This is a genomic window from Methylosinus sp. KRF6 (assembly GCF_018887255.1).
GTDB lineage: Bacteria > Pseudomonadota > Alphaproteobacteria > Rhizobiales > Beijerinckiaceae > Methylosinus > Methylosinus sporium.
Genome location: NZ_JAHLJF010000001.1, coordinates 3,465,301 through 3,486,358 on the forward strand (window position 1 = coordinate 3,465,301; position 21,058 = coordinate 3,486,358).

Annotated in this window: 24 protein-coding genes; 16 read left to right on the top strand and 8 right to left on the bottom strand. The window is 65.8% G+C overall.

Annotated elements, in window-relative coordinates:
- The first annotated feature begins 115 nt into the window (after nt 1–115).
- Nucleotides 116–1,006, top strand: coding sequence for an outer-membrane lipoprotein carrier protein LolA (locus KP010_RS16335; RefSeq protein WP_216281207.1), 891 nt, complete (start codon nt 116–118; stop codon nt 1,004–1,006).
- Between the two features lie 34 nt (nt 1,007–1,040).
- Here the strand turns inward: KP010_RS16335 and KP010_RS16340 are convergent, their stop codons facing one another.
- Complete coding sequence (locus tag KP010_RS16340; RefSeq protein ID WP_166141757.1) at nt 1,041–2,096, bottom strand: NAD(P)-dependent alcohol dehydrogenase; 1,056 nt, start codon at nt 2,094–2,096, stop codon at nt 1,041–1,043.
- A 142-nt stretch (nt 2,097–2,238) separates the two neighbouring features.
- Between KP010_RS16340 and KP010_RS16345 the strand changes: the two genes are divergently transcribed.
- Together KP010_RS16345 and KP010_RS16350 are read left to right on the top strand one after the other, a co-directional pair.
- A complete protein-coding gene (locus tag KP010_RS16345; RefSeq protein WP_216281208.1) occupies nt 2,239–2,517 on the top strand; it encodes a type II toxin-antitoxin system RelE/ParE family toxin in 279 nt (92 codons plus the stop codon).
- 14 nt (nt 2,518–2,531) lie between these two features.
- Nucleotides 2,532–2,816, top strand: coding sequence for a HigA family addiction module antitoxin (locus KP010_RS16350; RefSeq protein ID WP_142861740.1), 285 nt, complete (start codon nt 2,532–2,534; stop codon nt 2,814–2,816).
- A 1-nt stretch (nt 2,817) separates the two neighbouring features.
- Here KP010_RS16350 and KP010_RS16355 read toward each other — a convergent pair whose 3' ends face one another.
- Both KP010_RS16355 and dgcA read right to left on the bottom strand, forming a co-directional pair.
- A complete protein-coding gene (locus KP010_RS16355; RefSeq protein WP_216281209.1) occupies nt 2,818–3,048 on the bottom strand; it encodes a hypothetical protein in 231 nt (76 codons plus the stop codon).
- Between the two features lie 4 nt (nt 3,049–3,052).
- The gene (dgcA, locus tag KP010_RS16360; protein WP_216281210.1) at nt 3,053–4,036 is read right to left on the bottom strand and encodes an N-acetyl-D-Glu racemase DgcA; all 984 of its coding nucleotides are present in this window, start codon (nt 4,034–4,036) and stop codon (nt 3,053–3,055) included.
- Nucleotides 4,037–4,172: 136 nt separating this feature from the next.
- On the opposite strand from dgcA, the gene KP010_RS16365 reads away from it, so the two are divergent.
- From KP010_RS16365 to KP010_RS16395, 7 genes are all read left to right on the top strand, one after another.
- Entirely contained in the window at nt 4,173–5,318 is a 1,146-nt protein-coding gene (locus KP010_RS16365) for an ABC transporter permease (protein ID WP_216281211.1), read from the top strand.
- 4 nt (nt 5,319–5,322) lie between these two features.
- On the top strand, nt 5,323–6,162 hold the full coding sequence (locus KP010_RS16370) for an ABC transporter ATP-binding protein (RefSeq protein ID WP_216281212.1): 840 nt from the start codon (nt 5,323–5,325) through the stop codon (nt 6,160–6,162).
- A gap of 5 nt (nt 6,163–6,167) precedes the next feature.
- Nucleotides 6,168–7,052 (top strand): MlaD family protein, encoded by an 885-nt coding sequence (locus tag KP010_RS16375; protein WP_216281213.1) that lies wholly within the window; start codon nt 6,168–6,170, stop codon nt 7,050–7,052.
- A gap of 330 nt (nt 7,053–7,382) precedes the next feature.
- A complete protein-coding gene (locus KP010_RS16380) occupies nt 7,383–7,967 on the top strand; it encodes an ABC-type transport auxiliary lipoprotein family protein (RefSeq protein ID WP_024879017.1) in 585 nt (194 codons plus the stop codon).
- Nucleotides 7,968–8,154: 187 nt separating this feature from the next.
- Nucleotides 8,155–8,544 carry a 2Fe-2S iron-sulfur cluster-binding protein gene (locus tag KP010_RS16385; protein ID WP_024879018.1) on the top strand — a complete coding sequence of 130 codons (390 nt, stop codon included), beginning with the start codon at nt 8,155–8,157 and terminating at the stop codon, nt 8,542–8,544.
- 270 nt (nt 8,545–8,814) lie between these two features.
- The gene (locus KP010_RS16390) at nt 8,815–9,849 is read left to right on the top strand and encodes an NAD(P)/FAD-dependent oxidoreductase (protein ID WP_142861746.1); all 1,035 of its coding nucleotides are present in this window, start codon (nt 8,815–8,817) and stop codon (nt 9,847–9,849) included.
- Between the two features lie 42 nt (nt 9,850–9,891).
- A complete protein-coding gene (locus KP010_RS16395) occupies nt 9,892–10,554 on the top strand; it encodes an O-methyltransferase (protein WP_142861747.1) in 663 nt (220 codons plus the stop codon).
- Here the strand turns inward: KP010_RS16395 and KP010_RS16400 are convergent.
- From KP010_RS16400 to KP010_RS16410, 3 genes are all read right to left on the bottom strand, one after another.
- Nucleotides 10,497–11,951 carry a Hint domain-containing protein gene (locus KP010_RS16400; RefSeq protein WP_142861748.1) on the bottom strand — a complete coding sequence of 485 codons (1,455 nt, stop codon included), beginning with the start codon at nt 11,949–11,951 and terminating at the stop codon, nt 10,497–10,499. The genes KP010_RS16395 and KP010_RS16400 overlap by 58 nt on opposite strands.
- A gap of 211 nt (nt 11,952–12,162) precedes the next feature.
- A complete protein-coding gene (locus tag KP010_RS16405) occupies nt 12,163–12,468 on the bottom strand; it encodes a hypothetical protein (RefSeq protein ID WP_246659714.1) in 306 nt (101 codons plus the stop codon).
- Nucleotides 12,469–12,707: 239 nt separating this feature from the next.
- Complete coding sequence (locus tag KP010_RS16410) at nt 12,708–13,103, bottom strand: DUF2946 family protein (protein WP_142861750.1); 396 nt, start codon at nt 13,101–13,103, stop codon at nt 12,708–12,710.
- A gap of 202 nt (nt 13,104–13,305) precedes the next feature.
- Here KP010_RS16410 and KP010_RS16415 point away from each other — a divergent pair, with 202 nt between their 5' ends.
- The 5 genes from KP010_RS16415 to KP010_RS16435 all read left to right on the top strand — a co-directional run bounded on the left by KP010_RS16415 (nt 13,306) and on the right by KP010_RS16435 (nt 17,618).
- Entirely contained in the window at nt 13,306–13,947 is a 642-nt protein-coding gene (locus KP010_RS16415; protein WP_142861751.1) for a helix-turn-helix transcriptional regulator, read from the top strand.
- 114 nt (nt 13,948–14,061) lie between these two features.
- Nucleotides 14,062–14,373, top strand: coding sequence for a hypothetical protein (locus tag KP010_RS16420; RefSeq protein WP_216281216.1), 312 nt, complete (start codon nt 14,062–14,064; stop codon nt 14,371–14,373).
- A 128-nt stretch (nt 14,374–14,501) separates the two neighbouring features.
- Nucleotides 14,502–15,287: a 3-hydroxybutyrate dehydrogenase gene (locus KP010_RS16425; RefSeq protein WP_142862200.1), complete on the top strand. Its 786-nt coding sequence runs from the start codon at nt 14,502–14,504 to the stop codon at nt 15,285–15,287.
- A complete protein-coding gene (locus KP010_RS16430) occupies nt 15,284–16,300 on the top strand; it encodes a patatin-like phospholipase family protein (protein ID WP_108916659.1) in 1,017 nt (338 codons plus the stop codon). The genes KP010_RS16425 and KP010_RS16430 overlap by 4 nt, the downstream gene beginning before the upstream one ends.
- A gap of 190 nt (nt 16,301–16,490) precedes the next feature.
- The gene (locus KP010_RS16435) at nt 16,491–17,618 is read left to right on the top strand and encodes a hypothetical protein (RefSeq protein WP_166141770.1); all 1,128 of its coding nucleotides are present in this window, start codon (nt 16,491–16,493) and stop codon (nt 17,616–17,618) included.
- Between the two features lie 51 nt (nt 17,619–17,669).
- Here KP010_RS16435 and KP010_RS16440 read toward each other — a convergent pair whose 3' ends face one another.
- Both KP010_RS16440 and KP010_RS16445 read right to left on the bottom strand, forming a co-directional pair.
- Nucleotides 17,670–19,799, bottom strand: a complete 2,130-nt coding sequence (locus tag KP010_RS16440) for a bifunctional diguanylate cyclase/phosphodiesterase (RefSeq protein ID WP_142862202.1) — start codon at nt 19,797–19,799, stop codon at nt 17,670–17,672.
- A 94-nt stretch (nt 19,800–19,893) separates the two neighbouring features.
- Entirely contained in the window at nt 19,894–20,136 is a 243-nt protein-coding gene (locus tag KP010_RS16445) for a hypothetical protein (RefSeq protein ID WP_142862203.1), read from the bottom strand.
- 98 nt (nt 20,137–20,234) lie between these two features.
- On the opposite strand from KP010_RS16445, the gene KP010_RS16450 reads away from it, so the two are divergent.
- A complete protein-coding gene (locus KP010_RS16450; protein WP_142862204.1) occupies nt 20,235–21,056 on the top strand; it encodes a LysR family transcriptional regulator in 822 nt (273 codons plus the stop codon).
- Nucleotides 21,057–21,058 lie beyond the last annotated feature (2 nt).

The window sequence follows — 21,058 nt, forward strand, 5'->3', positions numbered from 1 at the left end:
GGGCGAGGCAATCGTTCTCGTCGAATATGATCCAACATTAGCCATATCGCCGTCCTAGTGAGGACGGTGGACGGCCCCGTTCGGCCGCGCCGAATCGTCCGGAGCACCAATTCCTGTGAAATCGCCTCTCGCCGCCGCGCTGGTTCTCGCCCTTCTCGCCGCTTCCGGCGCTCAGGCCGTGGAGCCGAAGAAAAAGCCGCATCCGGCGCCGGCCGCCAAGGCTCAGGCGGGAAAGCCGGCGGCCAAGGGCAAGCCGGCCGCCGCCGACGCCAAAGCGAAGCCGAAGCCCGCCGACCCCAAAACTGCGCAGGCCAAGCCGGCCGACCCCAAAGCCGCTCCCCCCGCGGCCAAGCCGCCAGCCCCCGCGCCTGCGGTTCCGGACCCCGCCAAAGCGGCTGTGGGAGCGGCCGCCGTGGGCGGAGCGGCGGCGGCCGTCGCGGTCGCGACCCAGCCGCCGGTCCCGCTCACCCGTGACGAGGCGATCAAGCGCGCCGAGGCTTCGCTCAATTCCTCTCCCGTCATGATCGCCGATTTCGTGCAGATCGGCGGCGACGGCCGCAGGGCCGAGGGCAAGCTCTATGTGCATAAGGTCGGGCGCATGCGCTTCGAATATGCGCAGCCGGCCACGATGGAGGTCGTCTCCGACGGCGTGCAGGTCGCCGTGCGCGATCGCAAGCTCAACACGCAGGATCTCTATTTCATCAATCAGACGCCGCTCAAATTCCTGCTCAACGAAAAAGTCGATCTGCAAAAGGACGTGAAGCTCGTCGATGTCGTGATCGACGACGCGGGCGCCTCCATCTCCATCGAGGACAAGGCGACCTTCGGCGGCACGTCGAAAATCAAGCTGATCTTCGATTCCAAGACCTTCGACTTGAAGCAGTGGCAGGTCTCCGACCCGCAGGGCTATGAGACCTTGGTGTCGCTGTTCAATATCGACCGCAGCAGCGCGCCGGACGCCAATCTGTTCAAGATCGACAAGGGCTCGCTGCTCGATTTTCGTTGAGCAGGCGAGCCCTCGTGCCGATGCGAGCCTGCGCTCACGCGGCTTTCAGCGACGCCATGTCGATGACGAAGCGATATTTCACATCGCTCTTCACCATGCGCGCATAGGCGGTCTCGATCTCCTGCATGGCGATCGTCTCAATATCGGCGACAATGCCCTTCTCGGCGCAGAAATCGAGCATTTCCTGCGTTTCCTTTATGCCACCGATCAGCGAGCCGGCGATCTGCCGCCGCTTGAAGATCAGCCCGCCCGCCGATGGCGAGGGATGCGGCGTCTCCGGCACGCCCACCAGAGTCAGCACGCCGTCGCGCTTCAGCAGATTCACATAGGCGTCGAGATCGTGAGAGACGGCGACCGTGTCGAGGATGAAATCGAGGCTGCCCGCGCGCGCCGCCATGGCCTCCGCATCCTTGGAGACGACGACCTCATCGGCGCCGAGCGCGAGAGCGGCCTCGCGCTTTGACGGCGAGGTGGTGAAGGCGACGACATGCGCGCCCAGCGCATGGGCGAGCTTGACGCCCATATGGCCGAGCCCGCCAATGCCGACGACGCCCACTTTCTTGCCCGGCCCGGCGCCCCAATGTTTCAGCGGCGACCAGGTGGTGATTCCGGCGCAAAGTAGCGGCGCCACAGCGGCGAGCTGCGCCTCGTCATGGCGAATGGCGAGCACGAAATGCTCATCGACGACGATGGCCGACGAATAGCCGCCGTAAGTGTTCTCGCCGGAGCCGTCGAGCGCGCCATTGTAGGTGGCGACAAAGCCATGCTCGCAATATTGCTCGAGCCCGTCGTCGCAGGAGAAGCAGCGGCGGCAGCTGTCGACCATGCAGCCGACGGCGGCGATGTCTCCCACTTTGAACCGTGTTGCCTCCGCGCCGACGGCGGTCACGCGGCCGACGATCTCATGGCCCGGCACGCAAGGGTAGCGCGTGCCCGGCCATTCGCTGCGCGCGGTGTGCAGATCGGAATGGCAGACGCCGCAAAAGAGAATGTCGATCGCGACATCCTTCGGTCCCGGCGCGCGGCGCTCGATGGAAAAAGGCGCGAAAGGCGCGGTCGCCGATTGGACCGCATAGGCCTTGGTGGGCATGGTGGGCCTTGGGTTTTTTTTGAAGGGGATTGGGGGGCTCGCCTCGGGCGGAGGCGGTTTCCAATAGCATGTTTCGAGGATCGGGTCGAAGGTGCGGCCTGCTCGAGTTTGACACCTGTCGCGTTACAAGTTACAAATCGTCATGATCGCGAGCTTTCGGCACAAGGGATTGCGGCGGTTGTTCGAAAGTGACGACGGGAGCAGATTGCCACCCGATTTGATCGAGCGCATTCGTCGCATTCTGTCCTTTCTGGATGCCGCGGATCGGGCGGAGGACATGGATCAGCCGACCTTCCGTCTCCACACTCTCAAAGGAGAGCTGAAAGGTTTTTGGGCGGGGACGGTGCGGGCGAACTGGCGGATCGTCTTCCGTTTCCGGGACGGCGCAGCCGAAGATGTCGATTTCATCGACTATCACTGATGAAGGCGCGGGCGATGATGAAAAATCCTGCCCATCCCGGTGGGCTCATCCGAGACAATATCGAGGCGCTGGGCCTGAGCGTCGCCGAGGCGGCGAAGGGGCTCGGCGTGACGCGGCAGCAGCTCTATCGACTGATCAACGGTCATCACGGACTCACGCCGGAAATGGCGCTGCGGCTCGAGCAGGCTTTCGGCGGATCGGCCGACGCCTGGATGCGGATGCAGATCGCCTATGATCTCGCGCGGGCGCGGGCGCGGGCGAGCGTTTCCATTGCTCGACTCGCGCCGAAGGTGGCGTGAGCTAGATCGCCGTCTCGGTGATGCGGACATGCGCATCGGTGATGTGAAATCCGTATCGCTCTATGTCGTCGAGACATTCATCGACGTTCAGCCCGGGGGTCGGCGCGCCACGGGTCAGCGGGATCGTTTTAAAAGCGCTCCAAGGAGCGAAGCGCTCGGGCAGATTGGAACCGTCGGCGTCGCTTGTGACGCCGAAAACGCGCCCAGGGCCTCTGAAAATATAAAAGTCCATCGATTCATCCCCAAAGTTCGGATGCGGGAGGATACACCAGAGAGCCCTCGTACCGTAGCCCCGGCTCGCGATCCTTCGCCAGCAGCAGCGGCCCGTCGAGATCGACGAACTCCGCCCCTTGCGCGACGATCAGCGCCGGGGCCATGGCCAGCGAGGTGCCGACCATGCAGCCGGCCATGATCGAGAAGCCGAGCCGCCTCGCCTCGGCGCCGAGCGCCAGCGCCTCGGTGAGGCCGCCGGTCTTGTCCAGCTTTATGTTCACGGCGTCATAGCGCCCGACGAGAGCGGCGAGGCCGATGCGGTCGTGGACGCTCTCATCGGCGCAGATCGGCACGGGGCGGGGGAGGCGCGCGAGCGCCTCATCGGCGTCCGCCGGCAGCGGCTGCTCGATCAGCTTTACCCCCGCCTTGGCGCAAGCTTCACTATTGGCGCCGAAATTTTCTTCGCGCCAGGCCTCGTTGGCGTCCACGATCAGCGCCGAATCGGGGGCGCCGGCCCGCACGGCCGCAATGCGCTCGGCGTCGCCATCGCCGGCGAGCTTCACCTTCAGCAGCGGCCTATGCGCGGCCTTGGCCGCTGCTGCGCGCATTTCCTCCGGCGTTCCGACCGAGATCGTATAGGCGGTGACGAGCGGCTCCATGCGATCGAGGCCGGCGAGCCGATAGGCGGAAACGCCGGTGCGCTTGGCCTCCAGATCCCAGAGCGCGCAATCGGCGGCGTTGCGGGCGGCGCCCGGCGGCAGCAGAGCGGCGAGCGCGTTGCGATCGGCGCCGGCCTCCAGCAGATCGCGCACGCTCTCCAGCTGATCGACGACGCTCTCCACGCTCTCGCCGTAGCGGGCGTAGGGCACGCATTCGCCGCGGCCGATGGCGTCGCCGTCGGCGAGCCGCGCTGCGACCACTACGGCCTCGGTCTTGGCGCCGCGCGAGATGACGAATCGCCCCGCGATGGGAAAGCGCTCGACGGAAATGGTCAGTTGGACGCCCATAGCGATTTTTCCAGTTGAAACAGTATGCCTGCGGGCGCCGCGGCCAGGCTCGCGCTCGACTCTGGCTGCGGCGGAAGTTAAGACGCTGCGGGGCGCGGAGAAAGGGAGCCGCCGGCCCATAGGGCCGAAAATAGGCATGGCCACTGACCTCGACCATACGGCCCGCCTCTCGTCGCGACGAGAGGGCGAGACCGCGCGTTTCGCGCTCGGCGGCGAATGGGTGCTCGCCGATTCGGCCGCCCTGGAGAAGGACGCCGCCGGCATGGCCGCCGCCGCCCGCGGCTCCGCTCGCGCCATTGTCGATCTCGCGCAAATCGTCCGGCTGGACACCGCCGGCGCCTGGATCATCGGCCGGGCCATGGACGAGCTCGCGCGCGCCGGCGTCGCCGTCTCCATGGAGGGCGCGCGGCCGGAACACGCGATTTTATTGCAGGAGGCGAAGTTTCGTCCCTTCGAGGCGCCGTCGCGCTGCCGTCGCTTGCTCGTCATCGATATCCTCGCCGATCTCGGCGGCTCCGTCGTCTCAGCGGCGCGGGACGCCTATAATGGAATCGGCTTTCTCGGCGAGTTCGTCGCCGCCGCGGGCGCGGCTCTCCTGGCGGCGGGACGCTTCCGCCTCACCTCGCTCGTCTATCATATGGAGAGCTTCGGCTTTCGCAGCCTGCCGATCATCGCGCTGATCAATCTTCTCGTCGGCGCGATCGTGGCGCAGCAGGGCATTTTCCAGCTACGCCGCTTCGGCGCCGGCTCTTATGCCGTCGATCTCATCGGAATTCTCGTGCTGCGCGAGCTCGGCGTGCTGCTCACCTCCATCATGATCGCCGGCCGCTCGGGCTCGGCCATCACCGCGGAGCTCGGCTCGATGAAGATGCGCGAGGAGGTCGACGCGCTGCGCGTCATGGGCCTCTCGCCGATCGAGGTGCTGGTGACGCCGCGCATATTGGCGCTGGTTCTGTCGCTGCCGCTGCTCACCTTCGTCGCCGATATGTCGGCGCTGTTCGGCGGGCTTCTCGTCTGCTGGGTCTATGAGGGCATCAGCCCGGCTGGCTATCTCTCGCTGCTGCAGGCGGCGATCGGCCGCAACACATTCTTCGTCGGCCTCATCAAGGCCCCTTTCATGGCGCTCATCATCGGCCTCGTCGCCGCCATGGAGGGAATGGCGACCCGGGGCTCGGCCGAATCGCTCGGTCGGCATGTCACGGCTTCCGTGGTGAAGGCGATCTTCATGGTCATCGTCGTCGACGGCTTCTTCGCCATCTTCTTCGCCGCGATCAAATATTAGCGCAATGACAGATCTCGCCTCGCAGACGATCGAAAAGCCACAGCCGAGCGCGACGCGCGAGACGGTCATTCGCGTGCGCGATCTCGTCGTCGCCTTCGGGCAGACGCTGGTGATGCGCGGCCTCGATCTCGACGTCTATCGCGGCGAGGTCCTGGGCTTCGTCGGCGGCTCCGGGCAAGGCAAATCGGTGTTGATGCGCACGATTCTCGGCCTCGTCGAGAAGCGCTCCGGCCTCATAGAGCTGTTCGGGCAGGATCGCGACAGGCTCTCTTCGGCCGAGCGTCGGCGCGTCGAGCGGCGCTGGGGCGTGCTGTTTCAGAATGGCGCGCTGTTTTCCAGCCTCACCGTGCGGCAGAATATTCAAATGCCGATGCGCGAGGCCCGGCATATTTCGGCGCGGCTGATGGACGAGCTGGCGATGCTGAAGCTCGAGCTGGTCGGCCTGCCCGCGAGCGCGGCGGACAAATTTCCGGCCGAATTATCGGGCGGCATGATCAAGCGCGCGGCGCTCGCCCGCGCGCTCGCTCTCGATCCGGAGCTCGTCTTCCTCGACGAGCCGACCTCCGGCCTCGATCCTATCGGCGCGGCGGAATTCGACGAGCTGATCACGACGCTGCAACACACGCTCGGATTGACCGTCTTCATGGTCACGCATGATCTCGACAGCCTCTATTCCATCTGCGACCGCATCGCCGCCCTCGCCGAGGGCAAGGTGATCGCCACGGGGACGATGGAGGAAATGCTCGCTTGCGAGCATCCCTGGCTGCAGGCCTATTTCCATGGCGTGCGGGGCGCGCGCCTCGCCGGCGCGCGCAAACCGAACGATATGCGAGGACGAGAGTAGAGCCCATGGAAACCCGCGCCAATTTCGCCCTCATCGGCGCTTTCGCCCTCGCCGTGGTGTTCGCGGCCTTCGGCTTCGTCTTCTGGTTCTCCGGGGCGAGCCAGACAGCGCAATACAAGACATTCGAGGTGCATTTCTCCGGCTCGGTCAGCGGGCTGCTGCGCGGCAATGACGTGCGCTTCAACGGCCTGAAAGTCGGCGAGGTGACGCAGCTCGCCATCTCCGATCAGGACCCGAGCCGCGTCGATGTGCTCATCAGCATCGATCGCAAGACGCCGGTCAAAACCAACACGCGCGCGCGCCTCGAGCAGACCGGCTTCACCGGCGTCGGCTATGTCTCGCTCACCGGCGGCACGCCGGGCGCTGAGGAGCTGCGCGCCAAGCAGGGCGAGACCTATCCGGTCATAGAGGGCGAGCGCTCCGAGTTTCAGAATATTCTCGAGAATGTGCAGAAGCTGTCGTCGACCGCCACCGAGGTTCTGGAGAAAGTGGGCAAATTGCTCGACGATAATTCGCAGACCATTTCGGACACGCTGCGGAACACCGAGAGATTCACCAAGGCGCTGGCCGATAATTCGGGCGGGATCGATTCTTTCATTCACGACATGTCGCAGATCAGCGCTTCGATGAAGCCGCTGCCGGCGCGCATCGACAAGCTTCTCGCGGCGATCGATCCCAAGAAGCTGAACAGCATCGCGACCGACATCGCCGGCGCCTCGGCCAATCTGCGGAGCTTTTCCGGGGGCGGCTTGAAGCAATATGAGCAGCTCGCCGTCGACGCCCGCAAGACGCTGGAGACGGTGGAGCGCGCCGTGCGCTCGCTGGAGAAGAATCCGCAACAGGTGATCTTCGGCGCGAGCCCGTCTCTGCCCGAATATCGCGGCAAGTGACCGGGCCGCTCGGGTGAGACGCCGCGATCCTCGCCCTCATGCCGAGGAGGCTCCGCAGGAGCCGTCTCGAAGCACGAGGGCGAGCTCCAGAAGGCGGCGCGTGACGCTTTCCTCGTCGTTCGAGACGCCGGCCTCGCCGGCTCCTCAGGATGAGGAAAGCTTCGTTCAGCCGTTCTCGCGCGGCTTTGATGGCCGGCGACGTTCGAGTAAGCTTGGAATCACTACAGCGTTCCAGCTGAAGTGGACGCCGGTTCGGCGTTGGAACGCGTCGAAAAAGATACCAGGGAAAGCGCCGCGGCGTCGCGCGCGATCAGCGGGAAGGATCGGTCCATGACGCCGTCGAGAGCGTCGCTCTCCCTCATTCTGCTCGCCGCTCTGGCGCTCGCGGCTTGCGGCGGCGCGCCGCAGCGCGAGAGCTTCGATCTCGGCGGCCCCGGCGAGGCAGGGCGCGCGCTGGCGCGGCCCTTGCGCGGCACGCTCGCCGTCGCCGAGCCGCAGGCCGTGCAACCCATCGACTCCGACCGCATCGTCGTGCGCACCGGGCCGAACGAGGTCGCCAATCTCGCCGAGGCGCAATGGGTGGACCGGCTGCCGCGGCTCGTGCAGGCGCGGCTCATCGCCGGCTTCGACATCGGCCGCCGCGCCGGCTCCGTCGTGCGCGCCGGAATGATCGCGGACCATGTGCTCTCGACCGAGATTCGCCGCTTCGAGATCGATGTGACGACCTCCGAGGCGGTGGTCGAGATCGCCGCCAGAATGCTCGATTCGCGTGGCGCGCCGGTGGGGCAGGGACGCGTCTTCTCGAGCCGCGCGCCGGCGCCCCATTCCACCGGCGCGGCGGCGACGCAGGCGCTGGACGAGGCGCTGACCGCGACCGTCGGCCAGATCGTGCGTTGGACCGCGGCGCAAGTCTGAGCAGGCGCCCGCGACATGACGCCGTCGCAGGCTCGAGGAAAGACTAGCGCGTCCGCCCGGCCGATGATAACTGATCGCGCGATAGGACGAGCGTCGGGCCGAAGCTTCGGGCGAGGGACTTCGGCGGCCCGCCGAATTTGCGCCAGCGGCAGGCGCGCCGACACGTCAACGGAAGAGACAGAGCACCATGGTGAAGACCAGCCTCTACGACCAAGCGAACCGCTATGGCGCCGAGCCCGGCGGCGGCGCTCCGACCAAGGCGAAGATCACTTTCGTCGATTCGCATGGTCAGGCCCGCACGGTCGAAGGCGAGACGGGCTCCACGGTCATGGAGACGGCGCGCCGCAACGACATTCCCGAGATTCCGGCCGAATGCGGCGGCGCCTGCGCCTGCGCCACCTGCCATGTCTATGTGGACGAGGCCTGGGTCGAGAAAGCCGGCAAGCCCTCGCAGATGGAAGAGGACATGCTGGACTTCGCCTTCGACGTGAAGCCCAATTCGCGCCTCAGCTGCCAGATCACCGTGCGGCCGGAGCTCGACGGCCTCGTGGTGACGACGCCCTCCCAGCAGGGCTGAGGGCTCCGAAGCCGCCGATATTCGACGGACGAGAACGCCGCCCCGCGCGGCGTTTTTTTTCGTGTTCGTTTCGACCTCCCGAAGACATTTGCATGACGGCGCGGATGCTATAGACCATGGCCGTGAAGGGATCGGGTTTCGGCCGGGTTGGCCGGCCCGTTTCGATGGCGGCGGCCATGGTCGATCGAAGCGCGCTCGGCGCATTTCGGTCCGACGCCGAGTCGCCCCGCCCTCGCGAAATTTCGTTTCGAACGCGGCGAAGGATGGACAATGAGTGAGACAATCGAGACCGACGCGCTGATCGTCGGGGCCGGCCCGGCCGGTCTGTTCGCGGTTTTCGAATTGGGCCTTCTCGATATTCGGGCTCATGTCATCGATATTCTGCCGCGCGCCGGCGGCCAATGCTCGGAACTCTATCCAGAGAAGCCGATCTACGACATTCCCGGCCATCCGCTCGTCACCGGCCAGGGCCTCACCGACAATCTGCTGGAGCAGATCAAGCCCTTCGATCCGACCTTCCATTTCAACGAGATGGTCGAGACGCTGACGCCCACGGGCACGCCCGAGCAGCCCTCCTTCGAGGTGACGACCGACGCGGGCACGAAGTTCAAGGCCAAGGTGGTTTTCGTCGCGGCGGGCGGCGGCTCCTTCCAGCCGAAAAAGCCGCCGATCGCCGGCATCGACGCTTATGAGAACAAATCCGTCTTCTATGCGGTGCGCCGCATGGAGGATTTCCGCGACCGCGACGTCGTCATCGTCGGCGGCGGCGATTCGGCGCTGGATTGGACGCTCAATCTGCAGCCCATCGCCAAGAGCCTGACGCTCGTCCATCGCCGCGACCAGTTCCGCGCCGCGCCGCATTCGGTCAATGCGCTGCAGGAGCTGATCGCCGCCAAGAAGGTGGATTTCCGTCTCGGCCAGGTCACGGCCATCGAGGGCGCCGACGGCGAGCTCTCCTCGGTGACGATCCGCGGCAATGACAATGTCGATACTGTGGTGTCCGCGCATCGCATGATGCCCTTCTTCGGCCTGACGATGAAGCTCGGCCCTGTGGCGGATTGGGGTCTCAACCTGCACGAGAATCTCGTTCCCGTGGACACGGAGAAGTTCGAGACCAATCACCCCGGCATTTTCGCCATCGGCGACATCAACACCTATCCGGGCAAGCTGAAGCTCATTCTCTGCGGCTTCCACGAGGCGGCTCTGGCCGCGCAGAAGGCGCATCGCTACATCTTCCCGGACAAGAAGCTGCTGTTCCAATACACGACGTCCTCGACCAATCTGCAGAAGAAGCTCGGCGTCTGATCGCCGAGCCTCGTCCTTTGGTCGCGCGCGGAGGAGGGGCGAATGTCATCGCAGGCTTGGGGTGAAGTCGACGCCTATATCGCCGATCGTCTCATCGGCGCCGACGCCGCTCTCGATGCGGCCCTCTCCGCCAACGCCGCCGCCGGCCTGCCGGCGATCGACGTCTCGCCGCCGCAGGGCAAGCTGCTGCATCTGCTGGCGCGCTCCATCGGGGCGAAGCGGATTCTCGAGGTTGGCGCGCTCGGCGGCTATAGCACCATATGGCTGGCGCGCGCTCTGCCCGAGGATGGCCGGCTGGTGACTTTGGAGCTAGAGCAAAAGCACGCCGACGTCGCCGCCGCCAATCTCGCGAAGGCCGGTCTCGCGAGCCGTGTCGAGATTCGCGTCGGCGCGGCGCCGGACACTCTGCCCAAGCTCGCGGCGGAGGCGGCCGGTCCCTTCGACCTCGCCTTCATCGACGCCGACAAGCCCAATAACGCCAATTACTTCGCCTGGGCGCTGATGCTCGCGCGGCCGGGGAGCCTCATCATTGTCGATAATGTGGTGAGGGAGGGCTCGGTGCTAGCGGGGACGGACGCCCACGCCGCCGGCGCGCGCGCTTTATTCGAGGCGATCGCCGCCGAGCCTCGGGTGACGGCGACCGCCATTCAGACGGTCGGCTCCAAAGGCTGGGACGGCTTCGCCATCGCGATCGTGAACGGCTGACGCGGGAGCGTTTCTCGGCTCGCCGGGGCGATCCATCGCGCCACGGGCGGACCGCACAGTTCCACGCGGAGGAAGGTCCCGTCGGGACAATCCCTCAGATATTCGGCCGGCAGGATCGTCTGCGCCGACGTCCAGCGCCGGGCTCCCTCCTCGAGCGCATGAAAGCCGCAGTGATCGAGCCGCGGATCGGAGAGATCGATCTGTCGATCCGCGCCGAAGCCGTCGCAGAGCGTCAGGCTGGAGACGCAGACGCCGAGCTCGCGGGCGTCGCTCTGGCCCACGTCCACCGGCCGCGCGATGGAGGAGGAGAGGCGAGCCTCCCGCGCTCCCGCCGGAATCTGGAAGCGGCAGGCCGGGCCGCGCACGATCGGCTCGATCCGCACGCCGTCGACGAGGAGATGCAGGTCGAGCGCCGGCGTCTCGTCCAGCGTCCAGCCGAGCGCTTCCGCGCGCGCGCGGAGCTGCGCCCGCAGCGCCTCGACGAGGGGGCCGCTGGCGTGGAACGGGCGGCAGAAGCCGGCATGGGCGCGTGCGACGGCCTCTGCGTCGAACGACACGACGTCGCTCTCGACGAAGAAAGCGCGGTTGCCCGTGTCGATATAGCTTTCGGCCGGCTGGTTCTCCGCGAGGAGAATGTCGTGCCCCTCGAGCTCCACATGCCAGTAGGAGACGCGGTCCCTCTCGGGCTGGGTGATCGTCGCGCCATTGACGAGAGCGCCGGCCGGGACGAGCGCGTCGCCCAGAATATCGAAGCAGAGCGCGTGGTCGGGGGAGACGAGGAGGTCTCGCGCCGGCCGGTCGGGGCCGAGGGCGTAGGCGGAAATGCGCACGGGGCGAATCTTGGCGGAAGCGTTCCGGCAGTCGATCTCGCGATGGCCGAGCCAGCGGATGGGCCTGGTCGCGCCGGATGCGGTGACGACGAGATCGCCGACGGCGAGCGCCTCGACAGGGATATTGCCGCGCGTCGTGAGGATATGCGTGCCGGAGCAAAAGCAGGCGACCGCCGAAGCGGCCGGCAAGTCATTGTTCGGAGCGTAATAATTGCTGGAGGTCGCTCCGGTGTCGAAACTGCGGCCATTGGCCGACTGGTAGATGATGCGGCCGAGGGCGGTGGGGTTCTGGCCCGTGAAATACATGACGAAATTATAGTCGGAACCAAGGTTCGTCATGCCGACATTGTAGGCGCCGTCTTCATTGTCGCTGAAAGTGCCGATGTTCCCCCCGCTGCCGCCGACAGCGCTCAGAGCGTCCACGCCGTCGATCGTCAGCGACGACGCCAATACCTTATTGTTTGTGAAGTCGATCGTGAATTGACCGGAAACGGTGTCGGTATTGCCGGCGTTGGAGCCGGTCCCCGGAACCGCCAGATTGGCGAAGGAGAGCGTATATGTCGTCATGTCCACAATCCGCGGCGAAATAAAATTATTATTTCAACGCTAAATTGCGGGGTTGCGGCTGTCAACGCTCGCTCTATGGCTCTCCGGGCGCTACGTCTCCGCGATCGGAAATTGGAAATCCTCGAAAAAAGCGAGAGCGCTATCCGATTCGATCAGATAGCGCTCTGAGAGCCCGGGCGGCTCGCGGCCGCCCGGCGTCGCAAAAGGGCTGTCAGGCGTCGGCGAGCGCCCGGACGCGGGCTGCGGCGCCTTTCTGGACCGGCTCGCCGGCGGCGTCGAAGAAGGAGGCGTCGATCTGCCGACCCCTCTCGTCATAGCGCCAGGCGATTTTGGCGACGCCGAGGCCCTTGCGCAGGGTCGGCTTGCCGTCGGCGTTGAAATAGGCCTCTTCGACCTTGTTGCCGCGCTCGTCATAGTGACGGGCGACGCGCGCCGCGCCAATGCTCTTGCGCTTCACCGGACGGCCGTCGGCGCCGAAATAGGTCTCCAGCACCTCGACGCGCCGGCGCGTCGGCATGATCGACTGATCGCGAGCGGGCGCAGCCGCGCTTCGCGTGGAACGCCGCCCTTCTCGGGGGGGAATATCATAATCCATTGTCTCGACTCGGCCTCTCGGGCGATTTTCGAATCGATCCTCAAGCGCGCTGCGGCTTGCGGAATCGATTTGCGAATTCGCTTTGTCTTCTGGGAGATGCGCCTTTCCTCCGCCGGGACGGAGCGGAAAAGCGCGCCAGCGGCGCAGCCTTCGGGCTGCGGTCAGACGACGAGGACGGGCGGAGCGCGCGCTCCGACGGGAAGTTGCGCGAGACGTTTATGGCCGCCAGATTCATGCAGCGGCTGGAGAACGCTCGCCTTCGGCGAAGGCGGCGCGTCGAGCTCGGCGAATCCGCCGAGGACTCCGCCATCGAGCCCCGTGCAATGCTGGACGCAGCAGGCGTCCATGCCATGGGCGGGGGCGCGCGGCCCTTGAGAGCCGTCGTCGACAGAGGCCGATCTGGCGGTGAGGCAGATCGTGCTGCCGAGTACGGTCTGTCCAGCGCGCGCGCCGACGACGATCCCCGCGGCGAGACCCTGCAGGACGAGCAGATAGGCGACGAGCATCGTCGCCGCCGTCTGTCCATACTGCCAGGATTTTTCATTCTGCTGGGTCACGATCGGTCGAAGATAGGCGGCCCGGCCGACATGGTCAATGGAGCCTCCCGGGCCGATTTTCGGAATTTGCTGAAAATACGCCGTTTTCGGTCCAAAAAAAGACCAATGGCGGGGCGCGCCCGCAATTCGGGCGGCGGGCAAATCTCGAATTGCGAAGCGGGGGCGACTGTTCTATTCCTAGCGCTAGGAATGAGGTCCGCCAATGGCTGAGATCCTGACGCATTCGCAAATCTGGGCGGCGCTGGACGCGCTCGGCGAGCGCTATGGGCTCACCGCGTCCGGCCTCGCCCGCAAGGCCGGGTTGGACCCGACCACGTTCAACCGTTCCAAGCGGCAGACCGCCGATGGGCGGCTGCGCTGGCCCTCGACCGAATCGATCGCCAAGGTTCTGCAGGCGACGGGGGCGAGTCTCGATGATTTCATGACCCTGGTCATGGCCAAGGGGCAGCGGCCGCCGCGCGGCGGACGTCCGCTCATCGGCCTCGCTCAGGCCGGGGTCGGCGGCTTTTTCGACGACGCCGGCTTCGCCACCGGCACGGGCTGGGACGAGATCGACGTCTTCGCCGACGCCGACGAGCACTCTTACGCGCTCGAGATTTCCGGCGACTCCATGGCCCCGCTCTATCGCGACGGCGACATCGTGATCGTCTCACCGGCCGCCCCGGTGCGGCGCGGCGACCGGGTGGTAGTGAAAACCACCGCCGGCGAGGTTATCGCCAAGGAGTTGAAGCGCCAGACGGCACGCACGGTGGAGTTGAAATCCTTCAATCCCGCTTATCCCGACCGTGTGCTGCCCAAGGAGGAGGTGAGCTGGATCGCCCGCATCCTCTGGGCGAGCCAGTAGCGAAATTTGCGCACGCCTAGAGTCTTTCCGTGTTTCATTCACGCGTTTCCGACGCCGAACCGGTGTCCCACTTCGGCTGGAAACGCCAGCGTGACTCCTCGAAAGGCGAACTTCATGAATAAATATGTGTGCGCCACAATATTCATGCTGATGGCCGTATATCTCCTCTTGCTCATTATCGGCGAGGTTTATGACTACCGAGAGATCGAGCGATCGATCTCAGATCGGCGTCTTGTCGAATGGGGAGTGTGCTACGCGGATATGCCGACATATTTGGCATGTGGCGTCGGCTACGCGATCTCGCCCGGCGCGATCATCGCCGTGTCGCTCTTTCGGAAATTCGATGTCGACATTCGCGTTTCCGTGTCGATGCTCGCGTTATTCATGTCGGCGCATGGCGTGGGTTTTGTCATGATGAACGACTAGGCTCCTTCGCCGCGGAGCCGAGCGACGCGGAATATCCCGTCGTTATTTTCACGCGGTCGAGATACGCTAGATTGCCATTCGACAGGATGAGCCGCTGGCGCTCATCCTCCAGCATCAGAGGAGCGCGAATGTCTCTCGCCAAACGCAACGCCGTCGTCACCGGCTCGACCAGCGGCATCGGGCTCGCCGTCGTCCGCGCTCTCGCCAAGGAGGGAGCCAATGTCGTCCTCAACGGTTTCGGCGACGCCGCCGAAATCGAGAAGGAGCGCGCCGCCATAGCGACCGAGTTCGGCGTCACCGCCATTTACGACAGCGCCGACATGACTAGGCCGGAAGAAATCGAGGCCATGATCCACAATGCCGAGGCGAAGCTCGGCTCGGTCGACATTCTCGTCAACAATGCCGGGATCCAATTCGTCTCGCCGATCGAGGATTTCCCGATCGAAAAATGGAATCAGATCATTGCGATCGATCTCTCCTCGGCCTTTCACACCATTCGCGCGGCGACTCCGGGCATGAAGAAGCGGCGCTGGGGCCGCATCGTCAACACCGCCTCGGCCCATTCGCTGGTCGCCTCGCCCTTCAAGGCCGCCTATGTCGCCGCCAAGCACGGCATAGCCGGGCTCAACAAGGTGGTGGCGCTGGAGCTCGCCACTTTCGGCGTCACGGCGAATTGCATCTCGCCCGGCTATGTGTGGACGCCGCTGGTCGAGAAGCAAATTCCCGACACGATGAAGGCCCGCAATCTCACCCGCGAGCAGGTCATCGACGACGTGCTGCTGCAGGCGCAGCCGACCAAGGAATTCGTGACCGTCGATCAGATCGCAGCGCTGGTCCTGTTCCTGTGCTCGGACGCCGCGGCGCAGATCACCGGCTCGAATATTTCCATCGACGGCGGCTGGACCGCGGGATGACGGACCAAAAGAAGAAGGTCACTCTGGCCTTGCAGGGCGGGGGCGCACACGGCGCCTTCACCTGGGGCGTGCTCGACGCTTTTCTCGAGGATGGGCGGCTCGATGTCGTCGGCGTCAGCGGCGCCAGCGCCGGCGCGATGAACGCTGTCGTCTATGCGGATGGATTGCGCGAGGGCGGCCCGGCGCGCGCCCGTGCGCAACTTCAGGAGTTCTGGCGCACGGTGAGCGTCGACGGCGATCTCAGCAAGGCGCAGCGCGATCTCTGCGACATGGTGTTCGGCTTCTGGGACCCGTTGAAGCTACGCAAATCCTTCACCCATAATGCGGCCAGTTATTTCTCGCCCTATGAGTTCAATCCGCTCGACATCAACCCGCTGCGCGATCTCATCGACAGCCTCATCGACTTTCGGGCGCTGCGCGCCACCGATGATCTGAAGCTGTTCGTCTCGGCCACCAATGTGCGCACCGGCAAGGTGCGCATCTTCCGCCGGCCGGAGATGACGATCGACATGCTGATGGCTTCCGCCTGCCTGCCGACTCTGTTCCAGGCCGTCGAGGTCGAGGGCGAGGCCTATTGGGACGGCGGCTATATGGGCAATCCGGCGCTGTTCCCGCTCTATACCGAGACCGATTGCCGCGACATTATTCTGGTGCAGATCAATCCCGTCGAGCGCGACGAAATCCCGCGCACCGCGCAGGACATAATGGATCGGCTGAACGAGATCACCTTCAACGCCTCCCTCCTGCACGAGTTTCGCGCCATCGACTTCGTCGCGCGCCTCATCGACGCCGGACGGTTGAAAGGCACGCATTATAAGAAGGTGCTGCTGCATCTCGTCGAAGGCGGCGCGGCGATGCAGCGCTTCGGCGCGGACACCAAGCTCGACGCCGATTATGGTTTCCTGCGCTCTCTGTTCGACATCGGCCACGAGGCGGGCAAGGCTTTTCTCGACGAGCATTATGACGCGATCGGCGTCGCGGGAACGCTGCAATTGAAGGAGCAGCTGGTCTGAGCGAGCCGGGCGCGCGGCGCTTTCTGATCCGATTGGATCGGATGAGGCTCCAAAGGGAAGGCGCCGCAGCAAAGATCGGCCACATTTCTCTCTATTGCTGCAGAGAGTGGCGGAGGCCGCCCGAGAAATGGCCCGCCGACAGAGGTGTTTCGTGAATATTCGCGGAGGCCGGGATCGGCGAAAATCGCGAATGATGGCGGCGGGCGTCGGAGTTTCGGCCGGCGCGCCGACGCAATCGGAGGACTGGAAGATGAACGCCCCCGCCGACAAGAAGCTCATCGCCGAGTTCGAGGAGTTCAAGGAGCTGTTGCGTCACGCCGACCCGCCGCAGGAAAGCGACGAGTCTCTCGCCCGGCCGGCCCATGGCGACGCGCAGCGCGAAGCCTTCGCCGAGCCGCGGCGGGCCGCCGAGGCCGTGCGCGCGCCGAGCGAGGTCGACCGGCAGCTGCGCGCGCGGCGCAAGCCGAAGCCGGACGAATCGCGGTCCGCGCGCGTCGAGCCTCGCCGCCGGCGTGGGCGCGGATGGCTGATCGTCGCGGCCGTGGTCGTTCTGGCCGTCGGCGCAGGCGCCATGGCGACCATGTTCCTGCCTGCCGAGGAGGAGGAGCCCGTCGCCTCGGCGCTGCAGCGCGAGACCATCGATCCCGCCGCCAACGCCGCAGCCGCGGAGAATGCGGAGGCCGTCGGCCGTGACGCAATGGCCGCCGAGTCCGCCCCTGCCGCCGAGGAGCCGGTCGCCGCCGCCGCGCCCGAAGGCGAAGCGCCCGCCGCTGTCGCCAAGGAGGCTCCTGTCGCCGTCGAAACGCCATCCCCGCTGCCGGCGGGCGCGTTGAGTCCGCCCGACGCCGAGGCCGCGCCGTTGACCACGCCCACGGCCGCGCCCATCCGCATTATTCCGACGCCCAAGGCGCCGCCGGCCGAACCCGTCGCCGCCGCGCCTCCGCCGGTCGAGATCGCCCCGGCGCCCGAGCCGGTCGTCGCCGCGCCTCCGCCCGCGGCCAAGGCGCCGCACGCCGCCAAGCCCAAGACGACGACCGCCGCCGAGAAGCCGCAGCCGGTCAAGCCGGTGGCGCCCGCCCAGACCGCGCCCGCCAAGCCGACGGCGCAGCAGGCGAAGCCGGCCAAGCCCAAGCCCGTTCCGGCGCCGACGGCCGCCGCTCCTGTCGCGCCGCCGCCCGCTCCTGTCGCCGTGGCTCCGGCCGCGCCGCCGCCGCCGCCCGCTCCCGCCGAGCAGCCGGGCTTCATGCAGCGCGCGGTCGATTCCGTCACCGGCGCGGTCGGCGATCTCGGCCGCATGGCGACGGGCGTCATTCCCTGATGTCGGACGAACAGGCCGCGTGGCTTTGTTTCAATGAAACCCGGCAAGACTCTAGGCCACGCGGCGATCGGCGCGTCGGCGGCGCAGCAGCTTGGAGGCTTCGGCGATGGGCATCGCCTTGCCGAAATAAAAGCCCTGGCCGATCTCGCAGCCATTTTCGGCGAGCCGACGCAGCGCCTGCGCCGTCTCGATCCCTTCGGCGACCGTCGTCACGCCGAGATGCTTCAGCAGGCTCAAAATGGCGTCGACGATTCTGCCGCTCTCCTCATCGTGCTGCATGGCGAGCACGAAGGAGCGGTCGATTTTCACCTTGTCGAAATGGAAGGCGCGCAAATGATAGAGGCTCGAATAGCCCGCGCCGAAATCGTCGAGTGAAATGCACACGCCTTCGGCCTGCAACGCCGCGAGCGTCGCGCGGGCGGTGTCGACATCGTCGACGAGCGCGCTCTCCGTGATCTCGACGTCGAGACGCGCGGGCGGGAATTTCTCCTCCTCCAGCGTCGACAGCAGGCGTGAGGCGAGCAGCGGATCCTTGAGCTGCATCGGCGACACATTGACGGACAGGCGCACTTGCGCGCCCCATTGCAGCGTCTCGCGACAGGCGCGTCGCACCACCGACCAGGTGAGATCGGCGATGACGCCGATCTGTTCCGCGAGTGGAATGAAGACGTCCGGCGGAATGGCGCCGAGCTTCTCATGCGTCCAGCGCGACAGCACTTCGAAGCCATAGATGCGATTGTCGCGCAGATCGACGAGCGGCTGATAGAAGGGGCGAATGTCGCCAACGGCCACGGCCTTTTTCAACGCAGATTCGAGCTCGGCGCGTCGACGCAGCTCTTCGTCCATGCTCTGCTCGAAGAAGCGGAACAAGCCGCGGCCGTCGCGCTTGGCGTGATACATCGCTATATCCGCCGCGCGCAGCAGTGTGCTGACGTCGAGACCATCCTCGGGGCAGAGCGACACGCCGACGCTGGCGCTGAGCTCGACGCGCCGATCGCCGATCTCGATCGGCTCGGCGATGGCGGCGAGCGCCCGGCCGGCGACGCTGGTCGCCTGATCCATATGGGCGCCGGGAGTCATCTCGATCAAAATCGCGAATTCGTCGCCGCCGAGGCGTGCGACGATATCGCTCTTGCGCGAGACCTCGCGCAAGCGGCGCGCCACTTCGCAGAGCACGGCGTCGCCGAAGCGATGCCCTTCGAGATCATTGATCGGCTTGAAACGGTCGAGGTCGACGATCAGTAGAGCGCAGGCGGCGGCGCCGTCCTCGACACGCTCGATCGCCGCGTGCAGATCGGCGACCAGCATACGCCGATTGGGGAGGCCGGTGAGCGAATCCTGACGCGCGAGAATCTGCGCATGTTCCTGCGCCGCGCGCGTCGCCTCATGCGCGCGCTCCAGCGCCTGCGCATTGGCGCGGAAGACGTCGAGAGCTTTCGCCATAGCGCCGATCTCGTCGTCGCGCTCCATCTCGGGAACCTCGACATAGCGGTTGCCGGCCGCGAGCTCGGCGAGCGCGGCGGTGATCGCGGCGAGCGGCCGCGTGATCCGGTCCCGGGCGCGAAAGAGCAGCCAGATCGCCAATGCGACCGCCAGCGCCGATGCGAGCAGAGTGGTTTTCAGCGCGCCTTCGGTGACGCGCGCCGCCGTTTCGGCCTCGGCGCGCGCCGACCACTCGAGCCGATCTATCGCGGCGTCCGCAGCCTCATCCGTCGCCCGGTAGAGCCCGTGCAGAGCGTTCACCCCATGGCCGGCCCGGATCGCCGCGACGTCCGGCTCCCGCGCGATCCAGGCGTCATGGGCGGCGAAATAGGCGGCGAGCGCATCGCGAAATTCGGCGAGGTCCAGGCGCCGCTCGGCGTCGAACAGCAGCTCATAGTCGTGTCGCAGCTCTTCGATGACGACGCGATGTTCGGCTGCGCGCTGTTCCGCAGTGATCCGCTCTTCGTCCGTTTCCGCCAGAACGCGATAGGTCTCCGCGATTCGGAATTCGGAAATACGATCGGTCAATTCGCCGAGAATGCGCGTTCCGTCGATCCATTTCGACGCGAGCGCTTCGGTCTTGCCCTCGACGACGCGCAGGCTCTGCGTCGAGAGCAGCGCCAAGCCGAGGACGATCGCCAGAAAAGCGCCGATGAACAGCGCCAATTGGGCTTGCAGCGTGAAGCGAAAGCTCGTCATGGAGCGCGCCGGGGACGGTGAAAATGTCTCATCGACCAAGATAATTGTAATTTGAATGGCGACTTTCCAGTTGCGCCGGGCGCTATCGCGGGCGCTAATTGTCGCGGGGCGCGTCCCCAGCCGTCGCCGGCAGAAGCTGCGCCGCAGGATAGGCGCGGCGGGCTTTCGCCTGTGTCAGATAAAAGCGCTCGCCCGCCCGATAGGCCGCGTTTCCGCTCACCACCTCGAATTCGCAGAAAGCGAGCGGCTCGGCCGGCGCGGTCAGCAGCCGCACGCAGCGCGGCAGAAGCGCGAAGCCCGCGCCATCGTCCTTCTCGAATATCGTCAGCGGATCCATTCGCTCAACTCCGAGAAATCGTCACAGCGACGCATATGGCGCGGCGTTGCGGCTCGATCCAATTGTCATTTGCGATAGGACGATGCATTTCTCGCATCATGGAACTGCAATGGATCGACGATTTCCTGGCGCTCTGCCAGACGCGCAATTTCACGCGCGCCGCGCAGGCGCGCTGCACGACGCAATCCGCCTATAGCCGCCGAATGCAGCGGCTGGAGGAATGGCTCGGCGCGTCGCTGTTCGATCGCGAGCGGCGCCCGGTGACTTTGACGCCCGCCGGCGAAGAGTTCCTCTCGCGCGCGCATCGGCTGCGCGACGACATCTATGATGCGCGCCGCGCGGTTCTCTCCGTGTCGAGCCATTTGGAAAAGGCGCTGCGCATCTATGCGACCAACACGCTCGCCGCGACCTTTCTGTCGCCATGGTTGACGAAGCGTGAATTGCGCAATTACTCGGTCGTCGTCGCCTCCGTCTCCGGCTGCATAGAGGCGGTCAAGCGCGGCCACGCCGATCTCGCCATGATTCCCGATTTCGGCGACGCCGAACATCTCGCCGGGCTCGAGCTTGAGACGATCGGCGAGGATCGGCTGATCCTCGCGCAGCGTCGCGGCGCGCGTCTCGCCGCGCTCGAGGACGATATGCTGATCGGGCGCCTCATGGTCTATGCGCCGGGCACGCATTATGGGGCGCGCATCGGAGCCATGCTCGCCGCGCATGGCGTTCGCCTGCGCGATCCGCCGGTCTGCGAGAGCGCCTCGGCCGAAGCTCTGCTGGCGCAGGTGGAGGCCGGCCTCGGCGCCGCCTTCATTCCGGCGATCCTCATGCGCGGCGACAAAGCGGTCCGCTGCGCGGTCCCCGATTATTTCGACATTCGGTACAAAATTCTGCTGGCGCGCGCGCCGAAGCGGAAGGATGCGTGAGC

Excerpts from the sequence above, each read along its gene's own strand:
- KP010_RS16340 (WP_166141757.1), bottom strand. The coding sequence starts at position 2,096 with ATGCCCACCAAGGCCTATGCGGTCCAATCGGCGACCGCGCCTTTCGCG.
- KP010_RS16345 (WP_216281208.1), top strand. The coding sequence starts at position 2,239 with ATGATCGCGAGCTTTCGGCACAAGGGATTGCGGCGGTTGTTCGAAAGT.
- KP010_RS16350 (WP_142861740.1), top strand. The coding sequence starts at position 2,532 with ATGATGAAAAATCCTGCCCATCCCGGTGGGCTCATCCGAGACAATATC.
- KP010_RS16355 (WP_216281209.1), bottom strand. The coding sequence starts at position 3,048 with ATGGACTTTTATATTTTCAGAGGCCCTGGGCGCGTTTTCGGCGTCACA.
- dgcA (WP_216281210.1), bottom strand. The coding sequence starts at position 4,036 with ATGGGCGTCCAACTGACCATTTCCGTCGAGCGCTTTCCCATCGCGGGG.
- KP010_RS16365 (WP_216281211.1), top strand. The coding sequence starts at position 4,173 with ATGGCCACTGACCTCGACCATACGGCCCGCCTCTCGTCGCGACGAGAG.
- KP010_RS16370 (WP_216281212.1), top strand. The coding sequence starts at position 5,323 with ATGACAGATCTCGCCTCGCAGACGATCGAAAAGCCACAGCCGAGCGCG.
- KP010_RS16375 (WP_216281213.1), top strand. The coding sequence starts at position 6,168 with ATGGAAACCCGCGCCAATTTCGCCCTCATCGGCGCTTTCGCCCTCGCC.
- KP010_RS16380 (WP_024879017.1), top strand. The coding sequence starts at position 7,383 with ATGACGCCGTCGAGAGCGTCGCTCTCCCTCATTCTGCTCGCCGCTCTG.
- KP010_RS16385 (WP_024879018.1), top strand. The coding sequence starts at position 8,155 with ATGGTGAAGACCAGCCTCTACGACCAAGCGAACCGCTATGGCGCCGAG.
- KP010_RS16390 (WP_142861746.1), top strand. The coding sequence starts at position 8,815 with ATGAGTGAGACAATCGAGACCGACGCGCTGATCGTCGGGGCCGGCCCG.
- KP010_RS16395 (WP_142861747.1), top strand. The coding sequence starts at position 9,892 with ATGTCATCGCAGGCTTGGGGTGAAGTCGACGCCTATATCGCCGATCGT.
- KP010_RS16400 (WP_142861748.1), bottom strand. The coding sequence starts at position 11,951 with ATGACGACATATACGCTCTCCTTCGCCAATCTGGCGGTTCCGGGGACC.
- KP010_RS16405 (WP_246659714.1), bottom strand. The coding sequence starts at position 12,468 with ATGCCGACGCGCCGGCGCGTCGAGGTGCTGGAGACCTATTTCGGCGCC.
- KP010_RS16415 (WP_142861751.1), top strand. The coding sequence starts at position 13,306 with ATGGCTGAGATCCTGACGCATTCGCAAATCTGGGCGGCGCTGGACGCG.
- KP010_RS16420 (WP_216281216.1), top strand. The coding sequence starts at position 14,062 with ATGAATAAATATGTGTGCGCCACAATATTCATGCTGATGGCCGTATAT.
- KP010_RS16425 (WP_142862200.1), top strand. The coding sequence starts at position 14,502 with ATGTCTCTCGCCAAACGCAACGCCGTCGTCACCGGCTCGACCAGCGGC.
- KP010_RS16430 (WP_108916659.1), top strand. The coding sequence starts at position 15,284 with ATGACGGACCAAAAGAAGAAGGTCACTCTGGCCTTGCAGGGCGGGGGC.
- KP010_RS16435 (WP_166141770.1), top strand. The coding sequence starts at position 16,491 with ATGATGGCGGCGGGCGTCGGAGTTTCGGCCGGCGCGCCGACGCAATCG.
- KP010_RS16440 (WP_142862202.1), bottom strand. The coding sequence starts at position 19,799 with ATGACGAGCTTTCGCTTCACGCTGCAAGCCCAATTGGCGCTGTTCATC.
- KP010_RS16445 (WP_142862203.1), bottom strand. The coding sequence starts at position 20,136 with ATGGATCCGCTGACGATATTCGAGAAGGACGATGGCGCGGGCTTCGCG.
- KP010_RS16450 (WP_142862204.1), top strand. The coding sequence starts at position 20,235 with ATGGAACTGCAATGGATCGACGATTTCCTGGCGCTCTGCCAGACGCGC.